Raw genomic sequence first — 14,487 nt, forward strand, 5'->3', positions numbered from 1 at the left:
AGTCGCGGGCGAGAGGCGAACGGCCGGCCCGCTCTCCTTTCGACCCGATCCCATTTCCAAGAGGCATCGTCATGACCAACACCGTTCTGGCCGAAGGTCGCAGGCGACGGGCCGCCGCACCATCCCTCCTGTCCCGGTTCAAGTCCTGGGAGGCGAGCGGCATCCTCATCGCGCTCGTCGCCTTCACGATCCTCCTGTCGATCGCGGCGCCGAACTTCCTGTCGAGCTACAATCTCACCGTGGTCGCACGCGCCGCCGCCTTCGTCGGTCTCGTCGCCCTCGGGCAGACGCTCGTGCTGCTCCTCGGCGGCATCGACCTGTCGGTGGGCACGTCGGCGGGGCTCTCGGCGATCATCGGCTCGCTGCTGCTGACGGCGGTCGGCGTCCATCCCTATCTGGTGCTGCCGCTGGCGGCCGGTTTCGGGATGTGCCTCGGCCTCGTCAACGGCTTCCTCATCGCCTATCTCAGGCTAAACCCGTTCATCGTGACGCTGGCGACCGGCGAGATCTTCGCCGGCCTCACCCTCGTCATCACCGAAGGCTATCCGATCCGCCCGCTCGGCGCGCAGTTCCGCGTCTTCGGCCAGGGCGAACTTCTCGGCCTGCCGGTGCCCGTCTGGTTCTTCCTCGTCGCCTCCGCGATCCTGATCTGGATGCTGCGGCACACCAAGTTCGGCCGAAACATCTTCGCCATCGGCGGCAACCGCGACGCCGCGACGCTGGTGGGCATCCGCATCCGCCGCGTCGAGCTGCTCGTCTACGGACTGGCCGGCATGTTCGCGGCGCTGGCGGGCATGCTCTATGCCAGCCGCATGGACGCCGGCCAGCCCTCGGTCGGCGAGGGCTGGATGCTCCAGGCGATCACCGCCGCGATCATCGGCGGTACCAGCCTTCGCGGCGGGCAGGGCACGATCGTGGGAACCGTTCTCGGCGCCCTGCTCCTGGCGATGCTCGCCAACGGCACCGTGCTCCTCAACGTCTCCGGCTTCTGGCAGCGGGTGATCGTCGGCCTCGTCGTTCTCGTCGCCATTCTCGTCGACCTCGCACGCCGCCATCGCAGCTGAACCGAGACACCGCATCCCGAGCGGGCCCGCCCGCCCGGGCATCGTGGACGAGGAAGGGGCTGTCGGAACCGGGCGCGGACGCTTTATCACCGCACGATCGGTTCTCTCCCAGCGAAAGGCTCTTCGTGTCCAACGAAAGCGAAGACATCAAGGCGCGGGCCGCCTGGCTCTACTACATGGAGGGGCTGACGCAGGATCAGGTGGCCCAGATCCTGAACCTCACGCGCACGAAGGTGCTGCGCATGCTGGCGGCTGCCCGCGAGGACGGCACCGTGCAGATCCGGGTCACCTCGCCGATCGCCCATTGCGCGCGGCTCGAGCGCGAGGTGCGCGCGCGCTTCTCCATGGAGCGCGTCGTCGTGGTGCCGAACCCGCAGGACGAGGCCAAGGTCCCCTCCGTCATCGGCGCGGCGCTCGGCCAGCTTCTGCCCGACCTCCTCGTGGACGGCATGACGATCGGGCTCGGCTGGGGGCGCACGCTCTCCTCCAGCCTGCCTTTCCTCCTGCCGATGGGCCATGCCCGCTCCACCACCATCTCGATGCTCGGCGGGCTGACCCATGTCAGCTCCTCCAACCCCTCCGAGTTCGCCTGGCGCTTCGCCGACCGGCTGGGCGGCGACTGCTACATGCTGGCCGGCCCGGTCTTCGCGCCCGATCGCGCGACGCGCGACGCGCTCGTCGGCCATCGCGGCATCGCCGAGGTGTTCCGGCGCACCGACCGGCTGGATCTCGCCATCTGCAGCGTCGGCGACTTCACGCGCGACTCGATCTTCGTCCAGTACGGGCTGCTGGAGCGCGCCGACCTCGATTCGCTGGAGCGCGCCGGGGCGGTGGGCGACATTCTCTGCCGGTTCATCGATGCCGACGGTGCCGTCCTCGACCATTTCGTCAACGACCGCGTGCTCGCCGTCGATCCGCGCCAGCTGACGCAGGCCCGCCGCACGATCCTGGCGTCCGGCGGCTGGTCGAAGTTTCCCGCCATCAAGGCCGCGATGACCCTGCTGCAGCCCGACATCCTCGTCACCGACGAGCGGACCGCCGAACGGCTTCTCGACGGCGCCTGACGGGAGCCCGCCTTGCGATGCCGCGGGGGCCTGTAAACGGCGATCCATGCTATGGGCGACGTCGAAGCCACTTCGGCGCATCGGGAGTTTGAGGAACATGGCGCGCAAGATCCGGGATGAGAGCTGGAACACCGACGAGCCCGCCGAGAGCGCGCCGGCCGAGCTGTGCTGGCTTTGCGGGCGACCGCTCGGCAAGACCGTGGACCGCTTCCACCCCATCCCGAAGAGCCGGGGTGGGCGCGACACCGTGCCGGTCCATCCGATCTGCCGCGAGACGATCGACGCCAACTTCTCGGCCGGCGAACTCGTCCGCCACGCCGAAAACTCCATCCCGCTCAGCGACAACGAGACGGTCGCGCGCTTCATCAAATGGGTCGCCAACAAACCCGCCGACTTCCACTCCGCGACGAAGGCGGGCCGATAGCGCCTTCACGCGCAAGGCGGCGTCACGCGGCATGCGGCGAGGGCCCACTCGCTGGCGGACTGGCGCGAAGCAGCGGCACGAGGCAGAGGGCCGCCGCCGTCAGGGCGGCGATCAGCGCCCAGGCGAGATCCGTGGTCTCGACGAGGGCGAGGACCCGGATGCGCGGCTCCACCAGGGAATGCAGGGCGTGGTCGCCGATCGTCACGCCCGAACCGCTGGTGAAAAAATCGGGAAGACGCAGCGTTGCCAGGGTCTGGGCATCGCCGGCCTTAAGGCGCTCCGCGATCGCCTGCCCATAGGACGGTCCGAGCCCGTAGAGGATGGTGTCGATGGCGGCGATGCCGATCGCCCCGCCGAGATTGCGCATGAGATTGAAGAGGGCGCTGGCATCGGCGACACGCGCGGCCGGGAGATGGCCGAGCGCGAGGCGCGTCGGCGGCAGCAGACAGAACATGAAGGCGGCGCCCCGCAGCAGCTGTGGCAACAGCATTTCGGCCGCATCGGTCTCGGCGCTCTGAAATGCGCCGAGACCGCAGCCGAGCGCCAGCAGCGCGAAGCCGAAGGCGCTGAGCCAGCGCGCGTCCACCCGCCGCTCCAGGAACACTGCGACGGGCGCCGCGACGAGTTGCGCCAGCCCCGTCGCCAGCATGATCCGGCCGATCTCAAGCGCGTCGTGGCCGCGCACATAGGCCAGAAACACCGGCATCAGGTAGACCGAGCCGAACAGGGCGATGCCGAGCAGGAAGCTGAAGGCGGAGCCGACCGCAAAGTCGCGGTCCCGTAGAAGCGATAGGTCGAGAAGCGGCTGCGTTGCGCGCCGGCACCGCGCGAACAGGCCGGCGCCCGCACCGGCGGACAGCGCGAGAAGCAGCGTCACGGGCGCCGAGCCCCAGCCGCGATGCGGCGCTTCCTTCAGCCCGATCACCAGCGCTGCGAGCCCGCCCGCCAGGAGCACGACGGCGACCGGATCGGGCCATCCCGTCTCCCTGTCTCGCCCGCCGCCCGGCAGCAGCGCGAGCCCGCCGATCACGGCCAGGACACCCGGTGCCACATTGACGAGGAACAGCCAGTGCCAGGAATAGGTACCGGTGATCCAGCCACCGAAGATCGGGCCGACCGTCGGCGCGAGAACGGCGAGAACGCCGGCAATGGTGGTCGCCGCCGTCTGGTGACGCTCGGGAAAGAGAAGGAAGACCGCCGCGAAGACGGACGGGATCAGCGTTCCCCCGGCAAAGCCCTGCACCACGCGCCAGGCGACGAGCGGCGCGAAGCTCTGGCTGGCGGCGCATCCGCAGGAGGCCAGCGTGAAGGCCAGCACCGCCGTGCCGAACAGCCATCGAAGGCCGAAGCGGCGCAGGAGGAAGCCGGTGAGGGGGATCGCGACGATCTCGGCGATGAGATAGGCGGTCTGCATCCAGCTCGCATCCTCCGGCGCGATGGCGAGCTGGGCCTGGATCGTGGGAAGCGAGGTGGCGACGATCTGAATGTCGAGGATCGCCATGAACATGGCGAGGCACATGGCGCCGAACCCGGCGAAGAGCCGCCAGCTCGTGGCCTCCGATGCCAGACCATCGCCGTGCCGAGCCGCAGGTTCCACGCTCATCTCCCGGCCCCACACCCGCCCGGTGCTCGCGCGCCGCAACCACTGCCCGGCTCGAACCACCGGACCGCGCGACGCATCCGGTCGGACCATCGGCCCCGCCGCTCGGCCTCGTCAATGCGGTCCCGTCCGCCCTCCGATCTGCACGTCCTCGAATCGACTGGTCGCGTTCGCCTTCACGTCGCGAGCGCGACGGTGCCGACATCCGGCTGATGCCCGGAAAGCGGAAGAACTGCCGTCGGATGGGTTTGTCCAGCGCTCGTCTCGCGCCGCAGGTCGTCAAAGTCTCACGTCGACAGCGCCGACGAATGCTCGTCCGAACAACGAGAGTCGGGCTGACTTAGCCTCCACCGTTGCAGGACTGCGAAGTCCACGGCGAAGCCATCGAAATCGCACGGGAACGCGATCGAGACTAGGATGAAACTGTTCGAAAGTCTCGGACACTCGCGCCAGATGGAGTTGTCACAATCTGGCAGATGTGTCGAATGGTGCGCCCGAAGAGATTCGAACTCCTGACCCCCAGATTCGTAGTCTGGTGCTCTATCCAGCTGAGCTACGGGCGCATCCATGAAGCGGTTGAGGCGGTTGGCCTCGGCCGTTCGTGAGCGCTTACTAGCTGCCCCCCGGGGCGATTGCAAGCGCCGTTTGTCGCAAAAGCGTCGTCGTCTCCGCCCGTGCGGAAGGTCGGGCAGCGGAGGTCAGTGCAAGGCGTTGATTGCAAAGGCCGCATGCCGGAATGACCGCTCGCAGGCTTGGACGAACGGCGTCAGTCGTCAGTGCGAACGGGGGCGGGGGAGGGGAGGTCGACCTCAAATCGGGCGCCCGCCAGCGTCTCGTCGGACAGCCGGATCCGGCCGCCGTGGGCGGCGACGATCTCGGCGGCGATGGCCAGCCCGAGGCCGGTACCGCCGGCGCGCGTCGAACCGCGGAAGGCCTTGAAGAGGTGGGCGCGCGCGGGTTCGCTGAGGCCCGGCCCCGTGTCCTCGACTGACAGCCTCACCCCGGCGTCGCCGGTGCGCTCGGCGAGAACGCTGACGCGGCGCACGATGGCCTGCGAATCGTCGCCCTCCAGCGCCTGGACCGCGTTGCGCACGAGATTGGACAGGGCGCGAAACATCTGCTCGGGATCGACCTCGACCTCGAAGCGCTCGGGAACGGCATTGACGAGCTCGATCCCGCCGTCGGGCGGTAGCAGCTGCATCTCGAAGACCTCGTCGACAAGCCGCCGCAGCAGGATGTGCCGGCGCGTCGGCAGGCTTTCGGTGGCTTGGCCGTAGGCGAGGACCGACTGGGTGTAGACGAGGGCGCGGTCGAGCGAACGGATGAGGATGGGGGCGAAGCGCTGCACCTGCGCGTCCGGCAGGTCGGAGAGGCGGTCGGAGACGAGCTGGGCGGACGCCAGGATGTTGCGCAGGTCATGATTGATCTTCGACACCGCAAGGCCGAGATCGGCGAGGTGGCGCTGCTCGCGCAGCGTGCGGGCGAGCGCGCTCTGCATGCCCGCCAGTTCGCGCTCGGCCATGCCGAGTTCGTCCCGGCGCCGGCTCGGCGCGATGATGCGGGAGGGATCTTCCGGATCGGCGGCAAAGCGCACCATCGCCTGCGTCATCCGGCGGATCGGACCGAGCAGCGCCAGATTGATCGCGCCGAAGACGAGGGCCCCGGCAAAGCTGGCGATCGACAGGGAGAGAAGCAGGATGTTGCGCGAGGAGGCGAGCATGGCCCGGCGCAGCGGTCGCTCCTCGATGACGATCTCGCCGGTGATCGACCCGTCGCCGATCGGCCCGACCAGCCGGATCAGCCGCTCGCCGCCGAAGGCGAGCGTGTCGAAGGCGGCAGCGACGGCGGCGAAGGGGCCCTCGCTTTCGAGTTCCACCATCAGGTCGACGCCGCCGACATCGGGCGCCCGCGCCAGGAGCTTGGTGACGCCGGGCTCTCGGATGGCGATGAGGCGGGCATCGAGCGCGCGCAGGAGTTCGGCCTCCTGCTCGGGCGAGAGAAGCACGCCGCCCTCGCCGAATTCGGAGACGAGAGTGGCGACCGACACGGTCTCGAGCTTCGATTCCAGCCAGTCGCGCCGGAAGTTGGCGATCGAGGGCACGAAGATCAGGACCTCGGCCGACATCACGGCGAGGGCGGTGATGGCGAAGAGGCGAATCGACAGGCGGCTGGACAGGGACGGGCGTCCCGCCGGGCCCGCCCCCGTCCCCTCGCCGTCCCGTTCCCTCATCGATCGTCCTCGAACCTTGGATGACATCGCTCGTCACGCACTGGTGAAGATGGAGGAACGGGACGGGATCGACAGGGCCGCAGCGATCGGGCGTCCGATATTTTGCGCGCGAGCTTTGTGGGGTGCGCGCGAGGGCTAAGCCACGACGACTGTCGTCTCGGGCGGGTGCGGCTTGTGGGAGGGGACGGCACAGGAGGATGGGGCGCCCGGATTGACTTTGCGTCCCGTCCTTTCCTATAAGCGCGTCCAAGAGCGGATGCCGTGTCGCCTGGGAGGTCCCGTGCGACGATTTCGTGCGTTCGCGCGGCGACCCGAACCCTAACCGATTTGAGAAGGCCTGCGGGCAATCCCGCGGGAGTTGAACAATGAAGCGCACTTATCAGCCGTCCAAGCTCGTCCGCAAGCGTCGCCATGGCTTCCGCTCGCGCATGGCCACCGTCGGCGGCCGCAACGTGATCGCCTCGCGCCGCGCCAAGGGCCGCAAGCGCCTGTCGGCCTGAGCCCCGTCCCGGACGCGGCCCGCAACGGGCGGGAGGCGAGTCCGATCGTCGCTCGCATGACATCACGCGCCGAGTTTCTTGCGGCGCGGCGGGGCCGTCGTCTGAACGGCCCCTTCTTCTTTATCGAGGCGCTCGATCGGGCCGACGGTGGCGTCGCCCGGCTCGGGCTGACCGTGACCCGCAAGGTCGGCAATGCCGTCGAGCGCAATCGCATCCGGCGCCGTCTTCGCGAGGCCGTCCGGGTGACGTGCCGGGCTGACATGACGCCCGGCTTCGACTATGTCGTCGTCGCGCGGCGCGAACTCCTCAACCTGCCTTTCGACACGCTGACCGTCGAACTTTCGCGACGCCTCGCGAAGGTCAAGCCGACGGGTCGGCCGGCCGCACGGCCTCCCTCGGGGACTGAATGATGGAAAACAGCCGGAATTTCCTGATCGCCATGGCGCTGTCGCTCGCCGTCCTGATCGGGTGGCAGTTCCTGGTGGTCAACCCGCGCGTCGAGGCCCAGCGGCAGGCCGAGGTGACCCGTCAGGGTTCGCTGCAGACGCCGACGACCCCGGCCGGCACGGCGCAGGATCAGGTGGTGGCGCCCGCGGGCCGCGAAAGCGTCGTCCCGACGTCGGGCACGCCAGCGATCACCGGTCAGACCCGTGACGCCGCACTCGCCGCCTCGCCGCGCGTTCCCATCGATACGCCGGCGCTGTCGGGCTCGATCAACCTGCAGGGCGCGCGTCTCGACGATCTGCGCCTCAAGGGCTACCACGAGACCGTCGACGACAGCTCGCCGACCATCGTTCTCCTCTCGCCCGAGACGATCGGCTCGAACGCCTATTTCGCCGAATTCGGCTATTCCGGCCAGGGTGCCGGCGACCTGCCGGGCCCCGGCACGATGTGGCAGGCCGCGGCCGGCCAGACGCTCTCGCCGCAGACGCCTGTCACGCTTACCTACACCAATCCGCAGGGCACGGTGTTCACACGCACCCTCTCGGTCGACGCGAACTACATGTTCACCGTCGCCGACAGCGTCCAGAACGCAGGATCGGCGCCGATCACCATCTCGCCCTATGGCCGCGTCGTGCGCTTCTCCAAGCCCGAGGTCGCCGCGGCCTACGTGCTGTTCGAAGGGCTTCTCGGCGTCTTCGGCGACGAGGGCCTGCAGGAGGTCAAGTACCACGCGATCGAGGAGGACGGCCGCGTATCGCCGCCCAAGGTCTCGACAGGCTGGCTCGGCATCACCGACAAGTACTGGGCGACCGCCCTCGTGCCCGCCGCCGGCGTCGGCCAGTTCCAGCCGAACTTCCGCTATTCCGCCGAGGGCCGCGCCTTCTACCAGTCGGACTATCTGGCCGATCCCATCACGATCGAGCCCGGCGCGACCGCCGAGACCACCAACCGGGTCTTTGCCGGCGCCAAGGTCGTCGATCTCATCAACAGCTACGAGCAGAGCCTCGCCATCCCGCATTTCGGGCAGCTGATCGACTGGGGCTGGTTCTACTTCATCACCAAGCCGATGTTCTGGTTCATCGACCATCTCTACGGTCTGACCGGCAATTTCGGCGTCGCCATCCTGCTCGTCACCGTCACGCTCAAGCTCGCCTTCTTTCCGCTCGCCTCGAAGTCGTACAAGTCGATGGCGAAGATGAAGATGGCGCAGCCCAAGATCGCGGAGCTGCGCGAGAAATACGCCGACGACAAGATGAAGCAGCAGCAGGAGATGATGCGCATCTACAAGGAGGAGAAGATCAATCCGGCGGCGGGCTGCTGGCCCGTTCTGATCCAGATTCCGGTCTTCTTCGCCCTCTACAAGGTGCTCTACATCACCATCGAAATGCGGCACGCGCCGTTCTTCGGCTGGATCCAGGATCTGGCGGCGCCCGATCCGACGAGCGTCTTCAACCTCTTCGGGCTGATCCCACTGACGCTGCCGCACCTGCTGATGGTAGGCATCTGGCCGATCCTTATGGGCATCACGATGTTCGTGCAGATGCGCCTGAACCCGACGCCGCCCGACCCGGCGCAGCAGATGATCTTCACCTGGATGCCGGTGATCTTCACCTTCATGCTGGCTTCGTTCCCCGCAGGTCTCGTGATCTACTGGACCTGGAACAACACGCTCTCGATCGCCCAGCAGACCCTGATCATGAAGCGCAACGGCGCCAAGATCGAGTTGTGGGACAATCTTCGCGACACGTTCAAGCGGAAGAAGAAAGAGGCCTGACCGCCTCATCGCCTGCCACATCGATTCTATGGGCCCGGTCTCAGGCAGATCCTGAGACCGGGCCTTTTCGTTTTGCCTCGACCGCTCCGGCGGTTCTTCGGGCGCTCTTGGTGCCTGCCGGTTGGACGCTGGGCGCCAGCCCATGTTAGGGACGCCCATGCCCCAAGGTCCTGATCCCCGCATGATCCATCCGGTGCCCGAGCACCAGCGGATCGTCTTCCTCAAGCCGCTGATCGATAGCCCGCGCATCGAGATTGGCGAGTACACCTATTACGACGACCCCGAGGATGCGCTTGATTTCGAGAAGCGCAACATCCTCCATCATTACGAGTTCCTCGGCGACAAGCTGATCATCGGGCGGTTCTGCGCGCTGGCGACCGGCGCCTGCTTCGTGATGAACGGCGCCAACCATGCGATGACCGGGCTCTCGACCTACCCGTTCAACATCTTCCGCTTCGGCTGGGAGGAAGGGTTCGATTTCGAGACCATCCGCGCCGGGCTGAAGGGGGATACGGTGGTCGGCAACGACGTCTGGATCGGCTCGGATGTCACGATCATGCCGGGCGTTCGCATCGGCGACGGGGCGCTGATCGCGGCCAAAAGCGTGGTGACGCGGGACGTCGCGCCTTACGCGGTCGTCGGCGGCAATCCGGCGGAGGAGCACCGCATGCGCTTTGCCCCCGAGATCGTCGAGCGGCTGCTGGCGCTCGCCTGGTGGAACTGGCCGATCGACAAGGTCTCGGCCAACCTCGCCGCCATTCGCGGCGGCGATATCGACGCGCTGGAGAGAGCGGCATGACCGAACGCAGGATTTCCGCCATTCCCGGTCCCGAGGACCCGCAGGCCGACACGCGCCTGTTCTTCGCGCGTCCCTGGGTCTTCATCCGCGGCGTGCCGTCGATGAAGTTCCTGCCGCCGGAGGGGCCGCCCGAGGTGGCGTTCGCGGGCCGCTCCAATGTCGGCAAGTCGTCGCTGATCAACGGCATCGTCGGTCAGAAGGGGCTGGCGCGCACGTCGAACACGCCGGGCCGCACGCAGGAACTCAACTATTTCGTGCCGGACGGCTACACGGGCGAGGGCGACGACATGCCGCCGATCGCGCTCGTCGACATGCCCGGCTACGGCTACGCCAAGGCGCCGAAGGACCAGGTCGACGCCTGGACGAAGCTCGTCTTCGACTACCTGCGCGGTCGCGCCACGCTGAAGCGCGTCTTCGTGCTGATCGATGCCCGCCACGGTATCAAGGCCAACGACCAGGAGGTGCTGTCGCTGCTCGACAAGGCGGCGGTCTCCTATCAGATCGTGCTGACGAAGGCCGACAAGATCTCGGCGCTGGCACTCCCCAAGCTCGAGGCGGCGACGCGCGAACTGATCCGCAAGCGGCCCGCCGCCTTCCCCGAAATCATCGCCACCTCGTCGGAGAAGGTCGAGGGGCTGGATCAGGTCCAGTCCGTCATCGCCGACTTCGCCCGCGAGGGCTGAAAGGCGACGGGCCCGCCGATCAGCGCTTCGGCCCGTATCCGCTCATGAACAGGGTGACGGCCGCATCCACCGTGCGTGCGATGTCCTCGGACGTCGCCGGCGGGGCCTCGTCGTCGAAGAATCGGCGCCGCAGCAGGCCGGCTGTGGTCAGTTCGATGAACTGCGCGGCGGCAAGCGGCACGTCGTCGATGGCGAGCGTCCCGGCCTCGCAGGCGCGCGTCAGGTAGTCCGATACGAGGGCGAGGCCGCGCGCCGGCCCATGCCGGTAGAACTCGCGGCCGAGATGCGGCATGCGAGAGGCGACCGCGATCACGGTGCGCTTGGCGTGCATGGCCGCCGGGGAGAGCACCATCGTCGCCAGCCGCGTGCCGAAGAGCGTCAACGTCTCCGCCGGGTGGTCGGCGTCGCCGAGCAGCGCCTCGACCTCCGCGAAATAGCGCTCGCGCTCCTCCTCGATCAGCGCGTGGAAGAGATCTTCCTTCGAGCGGAAATAGACGTAGAGCGTCGATTTCGAGACGCCGCTCTCGCGCACGATGTCGTTCATCGACGCCGCATCGAAGCCCACGGAGACGAAGATCTGGCGCGCGCCCTCCAAAATCTGCCGACGCTTGGCGGGATCCTCGCCCGCTGCGCTCCGCCCGTCGGGAGCGGACGGCGCCTTGCAGACCGGGATCGGATAAAGCGTCGCGGATGGAGGCACCGGTGAAACTTTCCTAAGCATCGCAAATTATTGTGAGGGTCGGCGTGATCGACGTCTTGCACTGCACCCACACTCCCGCTAAGTCAACATCGAACCGAACGGTTCGGTTCGATTGAGGTCCCGTGTCATGCTGAAGTCCGTTCCCAAGACCGACAGTGCCACCGATGCGACGGAGGCGTCTTTGCCCTCGGGCGAGACCGCCAAATCCGAACGGGACGCACTCAAGCTTGAAGTGATCGCGCGCAAGGGCAGCGAGGCTGAGGCGAAGGCGCCGTCGCCCCCGGCCGCCGCTCCGATCACGCAGGCCCCGGCCAAGACCACGAAGAAGGGCGGCGGGCTCAAGAAACTGGTGCTCTCCTGCGTGCTGCTTGCGGCGATCGGCGGCGGCGCCTGGTATGGCCATCACTGGTGGGTGGACGGGCGCTTCCTCGTGACGACCGACGACGCCTATGTCTCCGCCGACATGGCGATCATGACGCCGAAGGTCACTGGCTATGTCGCCAGCGTGCCCGTGGTCGAGAACCAGACGGTCAAGGCCGGCCAGCCCATCGTCGAGATCGATCCCGGCGACTATGCGCTCGCGCTGCGCTCGGCCGAGGCCAAGATCGACACGCAGAGCGCCACGATCGAGCGCATCCGCGCCGAGCGCGCCGCCGCGGACGAGGCGGTCGCGGAAGCGCAGGCCAACAAGGTCGCGGCCGAGGCGGCACAGGCGCAAGCCGATCTCGACCTGCAGCGGGCCCAGAGCCTCGTGCGCTCCGGTGCGGGCGCGCAGGCCCCGCTCGACAGCGCCCGGTCGGCCCAGGCCGAAGCCAACGCCAAGGTCGCCGGCACGAATGCCGCCATCGCCTCGGCCCGCGCGCAGGGCACCGTCCTCGACGCGCAGATCAAGGAAGCCGAGGCGACGGGGCGCGAACTGGCGGTGGACCGGGACGTGGCGGCGCGTAACCTTTCGTTTACGACGCTGCGCGCGCCCTATGACGGCGTCATCGGCAATCTCGCGGTGCAGCCGGGCGACCTTGTCTCGTCGTCGCGCCGTCTCGCCGCGATCGTGCCGCTCGACAAGGTGTTCGTCGACGCGAACTTCAAGGAAACGCAGGTCCACGAGATCGTGGCGGGCGAGAAGGCCCGCATCGAGGTGGACGCGCTGCCCGGCGTCGAGGTGTCGGGCACGGTGGTCTCGATCTCGCCGGCGTCCGGCTCGGTCTTCTCCCTGCTGCCCGCCGACAACGCCACCGGCAACTTCACGAAGATCGTGCAGCGCGTGCCCGTGCGCATCGCCATCGATCCGGCGGACGCCCATTCCGGCAAGCTGCGGCCGGGCCTGTCGGTGACGGTCTCGGTGGACCAGCGCACCGCACCGGGCGCCGCCGCCACGACGGCCGCCGCCGAGTAGGACCTGCGGGCGCGTCCCACGCGCGCTCGCCCTTACGCTCCATCGAACGCCGGCCCGACCGCGACCGGGAAGGTTCCGCGCCCATGTCCAGCACAACAGCCGGTTCGACCCCTGCCGCCAGCGCCGCTCCCCCGATCGGCGACACCATTCCCATGCGCCGGATGCTGGCCTTCATGGCCATGGTGTTCGGCATGTTCATGGCGATCCTCGACATCCAGATCGTCTCGGCCTCGCTGGCCGAGATCCAGGCGGGCCTTTCGGCCTCGACCGACGAGATCGCCTGGGTGCAGACGGCCTATCTCATCGCCGAAGTCATCATGATCCCGCTCTCCGGGTTCCTCGCCCGGATGCTGTCGACCCGCGTCCTCTTCACGCTGGCGGCGGCAGGCTTCACAGCGTCGTCGGCGCTCTGCGCCACCGCCACCAACATCGACCAGATGATCCTCTACCGGGCGCTGCAGGGTTTCATCGGCGGCGGCATGATCCCGAGCGTCTTCGCGGCGGCCTTCACGATCTTTCCGCCCTCCAAGCGCGCCATCGTCTCGCCGATGATCGGCCTCGTCGCGACACTCGCCCCGACGATCGGCCCGACCGTCGGCGGCTATCTCAGCCACGCCCTGTCCTGGCACTGGCTGTTCCTCGTCAACGTGCCCTTCGGCATCCTGGTGACGATCGCGGTCTGGAACCTCGTCGACTTCGACAAGCCGGACCTGTCCTTGTTCAAGAAGTTCGACTGGTTCGGCCTTCTCGGCATGGCCGCCTTCCTCGGTTCGCTCGAATACGTGCTGGAGGAGGGGCCTCTCGACGACTGGTTCGAGGACCGGGTGATCGTGGTGCTCAGCGTCGTGCTCGTGCTGGGAGCGATGCTCTTCCTGTGGCGGGCCTTCACGGCCAAGGAGCCGATCGTCGATCTCACCGCCTTCGCCAACCGCAACTTCGCCTTCGGCTCGCTCTTCTCCTTCGTCATGGGCGTTGGGCTCTACGGGCTCACCTACCTCTATCCCGTCTATCTCGGTCGCATCCGCGGCTACGATTCGCTGATGATCGGCGAGACGATGTTCGTCTCGGGCCTCGCCATGTTCTTCACCGCGCCGCTGTCGGGCATCCTCTCGAAGAAGCTCGACCCGCGCGCGATGATGGCGATCGGCTTCGTCTCCTTCGGCCTCGGCACGTGGCTGATGAGCGGTATCACCCACGACTGGGACTTTCGCGAACTGTTCATCCCGCAGATCCTGCGTGGCTTCGGGCTGATGATGGCGATGGTGCCGATCAACAACATCGCGCTCGGCACCCTGTCGCCGCAGAAGATGAAGGGTGCGTCCGGCCTCTATAATCTCACCCGCAATCTCGGCGGCGCGGTGGGCCTCGCCGTCATCAACACGATGATCAGCGACCGCACGGCGCTGCATTACGACCGTCTGGCCGAGCGCGTCTCGTGGGGCCGGCAGGTCGCCGAGGACCGGCTCGACGACATGGCGGCGACCTTCTCGGCGCGCGGTCTCGACGGGGCGGATGCGGCGATCGGGCAGATGGTGGCGCTGGTGCGGCGCGAGGCCAGCGTCATGGCCTTTTCCGACGTCTTCCTGGCGCTGACAGTCCTGTTCGTCGGGCTCTGCGCCCTGTCGATCTTCATCCGCAAGCCCGAGAGCGGCGTGAAGGTCGACGCCCACTGAGGGCTACGGCATGATCGCGGAGCGGATCGCGTAGGCGACGGCCGAGAGGGCGACGAGCCCGGCGCACCACAGGAACACGAACCAGAGGATCTGGCGCAGGCGCAGCGGCAGGCGCTGGAACCGGTCGGTGAGCATG

At 67.8% G+C, this 14,487-nt stretch carries 14 protein-coding genes and 1 tRNA gene; 10 read left to right on the forward strand and 5 right to left on the reverse strand.

Going from position 1 to position 14,487, the window contains the following annotated elements; genetic code table 11:
• Positions 1-71 precede the first annotated feature (71 nt).
• The 3 genes from AUL33_RS08665 (at position 72) to AUL33_RS08675 (ending at position 2,552) form a co-directional block, all read left to right on the forward strand.
• Entirely contained in the window at positions 72-1,064 is a 993-nt protein-coding gene (locus tag AUL33_RS08665; RefSeq protein ID WP_062206627.1) for an ABC transporter permease, read from the forward strand.
• A gap of 125 nt (positions 1,065-1,189) precedes the next feature.
• The gene (locus AUL33_RS08670) at positions 1,190-2,128 is read left to right on the forward strand and encodes a sugar-binding transcriptional regulator (RefSeq protein WP_062206629.1); all 939 of its coding nucleotides are present in this window, start codon (positions 1,190-1,192) and stop codon (positions 2,126-2,128) included.
• Between the two features lie 97 nt (positions 2,129-2,225).
• Positions 2,226-2,552, forward strand: coding sequence for a hypothetical protein (locus AUL33_RS08675; protein WP_062206631.1), 327 nt, complete (start codon positions 2,226-2,228; stop codon positions 2,550-2,552).
• A gap of 22 nt (positions 2,553-2,574) precedes the next feature.
• Here the strand turns inward: AUL33_RS08675 and AUL33_RS08680 are convergent, their stop codons facing one another.
• The 3 genes from AUL33_RS08680 to AUL33_RS08690 form a co-directional block, all read right to left on the reverse strand.
• Complete coding sequence (locus AUL33_RS08680) at positions 2,575-4,155, reverse strand: DHA2 family efflux MFS transporter permease subunit (protein WP_062206634.1); 1,581 nt, start codon at positions 4,153-4,155, stop codon at positions 2,575-2,577.
• A 483-nt stretch (positions 4,156-4,638) separates the two neighbouring features.
• Positions 4,639-4,715 (reverse strand) — tRNA-Arg (locus tag AUL33_RS08685).
• Between the two features lie 203 nt (positions 4,716-4,918).
• A complete protein-coding gene (locus AUL33_RS08690) occupies positions 4,919-6,382 on the reverse strand; it encodes a HAMP domain-containing sensor histidine kinase (RefSeq protein WP_062206636.1) in 1,464 nt (487 codons plus the stop codon).
• A gap of 365 nt (positions 6,383-6,747) precedes the next feature.
• On the opposite strand from AUL33_RS08690, the gene rpmH reads away from it, so the two are divergent.
• From rpmH to yihA, 5 genes are all read left to right on the forward strand, one after another.
• A complete protein-coding gene (gene rpmH, locus AUL33_RS08695; protein ID WP_062206638.1) occupies positions 6,748-6,882 on the forward strand; it encodes a 50S ribosomal protein L34 in 135 nt (44 codons plus the stop codon).
• A 56-nt stretch (positions 6,883-6,938) separates the two neighbouring features.
• Entirely contained in the window at positions 6,939-7,292 is a 354-nt protein-coding gene (gene rnpA / locus AUL33_RS08700; protein WP_062206640.1) for a ribonuclease P protein component, read from the forward strand.
• Positions 7,292-9,100 carry a membrane protein insertase YidC gene (gene yidC, locus AUL33_RS08705; RefSeq protein ID WP_062206642.1) on the forward strand — a complete coding sequence of 603 codons (1,809 nt, stop codon included), beginning with the start codon at positions 7,292-7,294 and terminating at the stop codon, positions 9,098-9,100. The genes rnpA and yidC overlap by 1 nt, the downstream gene beginning before the upstream one ends.
• Before the next feature lie 157 nt (positions 9,101-9,257).
• Positions 9,258-9,899: a CatB-related O-acetyltransferase gene (locus tag AUL33_RS08710; RefSeq protein WP_062206644.1), complete on the forward strand. Its 642-nt coding sequence runs from the start codon at positions 9,258-9,260 to the stop codon at positions 9,897-9,899.
• Entirely contained in the window at positions 9,896-10,582 is a 687-nt protein-coding gene (yihA, locus tag AUL33_RS08715; RefSeq protein ID WP_082652444.1) for a ribosome biogenesis GTP-binding protein YihA/YsxC, read from the forward strand. The genes AUL33_RS08710 and yihA overlap by 4 nt, the downstream gene beginning before the upstream one ends.
• 19 nt (positions 10,583-10,601) lie before the next feature.
• On the opposite strand, the gene AUL33_RS08720 is transcribed toward yihA, so the two are convergent.
• Positions 10,602-11,282 (reverse strand): TetR/AcrR family transcriptional regulator, encoded by a 681-nt coding sequence (locus tag AUL33_RS08720; RefSeq protein ID WP_192843163.1) that lies wholly within the window; start codon positions 11,280-11,282, stop codon positions 10,602-10,604.
• A gap of 127 nt (positions 11,283-11,409) precedes the next feature.
• Between AUL33_RS08720 and AUL33_RS08725 the strand changes: the two genes are divergently transcribed.
• Together AUL33_RS08725 and AUL33_RS08730 are read left to right on the forward strand one after the other, a co-directional pair.
• Positions 11,410-12,678 carry an HlyD family secretion protein gene (locus AUL33_RS08725; RefSeq protein WP_062206646.1) on the forward strand — a complete coding sequence of 423 codons (1,269 nt, stop codon included), beginning with the start codon at positions 11,410-11,412 and terminating at the stop codon, positions 12,676-12,678.
• Between the two features lie 83 nt (positions 12,679-12,761).
• Complete coding sequence (locus tag AUL33_RS08730; RefSeq protein ID WP_062206648.1) at positions 12,762-14,351, forward strand: DHA2 family efflux MFS transporter permease subunit; 1,590 nt, start codon at positions 12,762-12,764, stop codon at positions 14,349-14,351.
• Positions 14,352-14,354: 3 nt separating this feature from the next.
• Here AUL33_RS08730 and AUL33_RS22935 read toward each other — a convergent pair whose 3' ends face one another.
• The gene (locus tag AUL33_RS22935) at positions 14,355-14,486 is read right to left on the reverse strand and encodes a DUF2474 domain-containing protein (RefSeq protein ID WP_156419335.1); all 132 of its coding nucleotides are present in this window, start codon (positions 14,484-14,486) and stop codon (positions 14,355-14,357) included.
• Position 14,487: the final 1 nt, after the last annotated feature.

Source organism: Aureimonas sp. AU12, from assembly GCF_001463705.1.
Taxonomy (GTDB): Bacteria; Pseudomonadota; Alphaproteobacteria; order Rhizobiales; family Rhizobiaceae; genus Aureimonas.

Bases quoted from the DNA above. Each gene is read 5' to 3' on its own strand.
- AUL33_RS08690 (WP_062206636.1), bottom strand. From the start codon at position 6,382: ATGAGGGAACGGGACGGCGAGGGGACGGGGGCGGGCCCGGCGGGACGC.
- AUL33_RS08710 (WP_062206644.1), top strand. From the start codon at position 9,258: ATGCCCCAAGGTCCTGATCCCCGCATGATCCATCCGGTGCCCGAGCAC.
- AUL33_RS22935 (WP_156419335.1), bottom strand. From the start codon at position 14,486: ATGCTCACCGACCGGTTCCAGCGCCTGCCGCTGCGCCTGCGCCAGATC.
- AUL33_RS08680 (WP_062206634.1), bottom strand. From the start codon at position 4,155: ATGAGCGTGGAACCTGCGGCTCGGCACGGCGATGGTCTGGCATCGGAG.
- AUL33_RS08675 (WP_062206631.1), top strand. From the start codon at position 2,226: ATGGCGCGCAAGATCCGGGATGAGAGCTGGAACACCGACGAGCCCGCC.
- rnpA (WP_062206640.1), top strand. From the start codon at position 6,939: ATGACATCACGCGCCGAGTTTCTTGCGGCGCGGCGGGGCCGTCGTCTG.
- yidC (WP_062206642.1), top strand. From the start codon at position 7,292: ATGGAAAACAGCCGGAATTTCCTGATCGCCATGGCGCTGTCGCTCGCC.
- AUL33_RS08725 (WP_062206646.1), top strand. From the start codon at position 11,410: ATGCTGAAGTCCGTTCCCAAGACCGACAGTGCCACCGATGCGACGGAG.
- AUL33_RS08665 (WP_062206627.1), top strand. From the start codon at position 72: ATGACCAACACCGTTCTGGCCGAAGGTCGCAGGCGACGGGCCGCCGCA.
- rpmH (WP_062206638.1), top strand. From the start codon at position 6,748: ATGAAGCGCACTTATCAGCCGTCCAAGCTCGTCCGCAAGCGTCGCCAT.
- yihA (WP_082652444.1), top strand. From the start codon at position 9,896: ATGACCGAACGCAGGATTTCCGCCATTCCCGGTCCCGAGGACCCGCAG.
- AUL33_RS08730 (WP_062206648.1), top strand. From the start codon at position 12,762: ATGTCCAGCACAACAGCCGGTTCGACCCCTGCCGCCAGCGCCGCTCCC.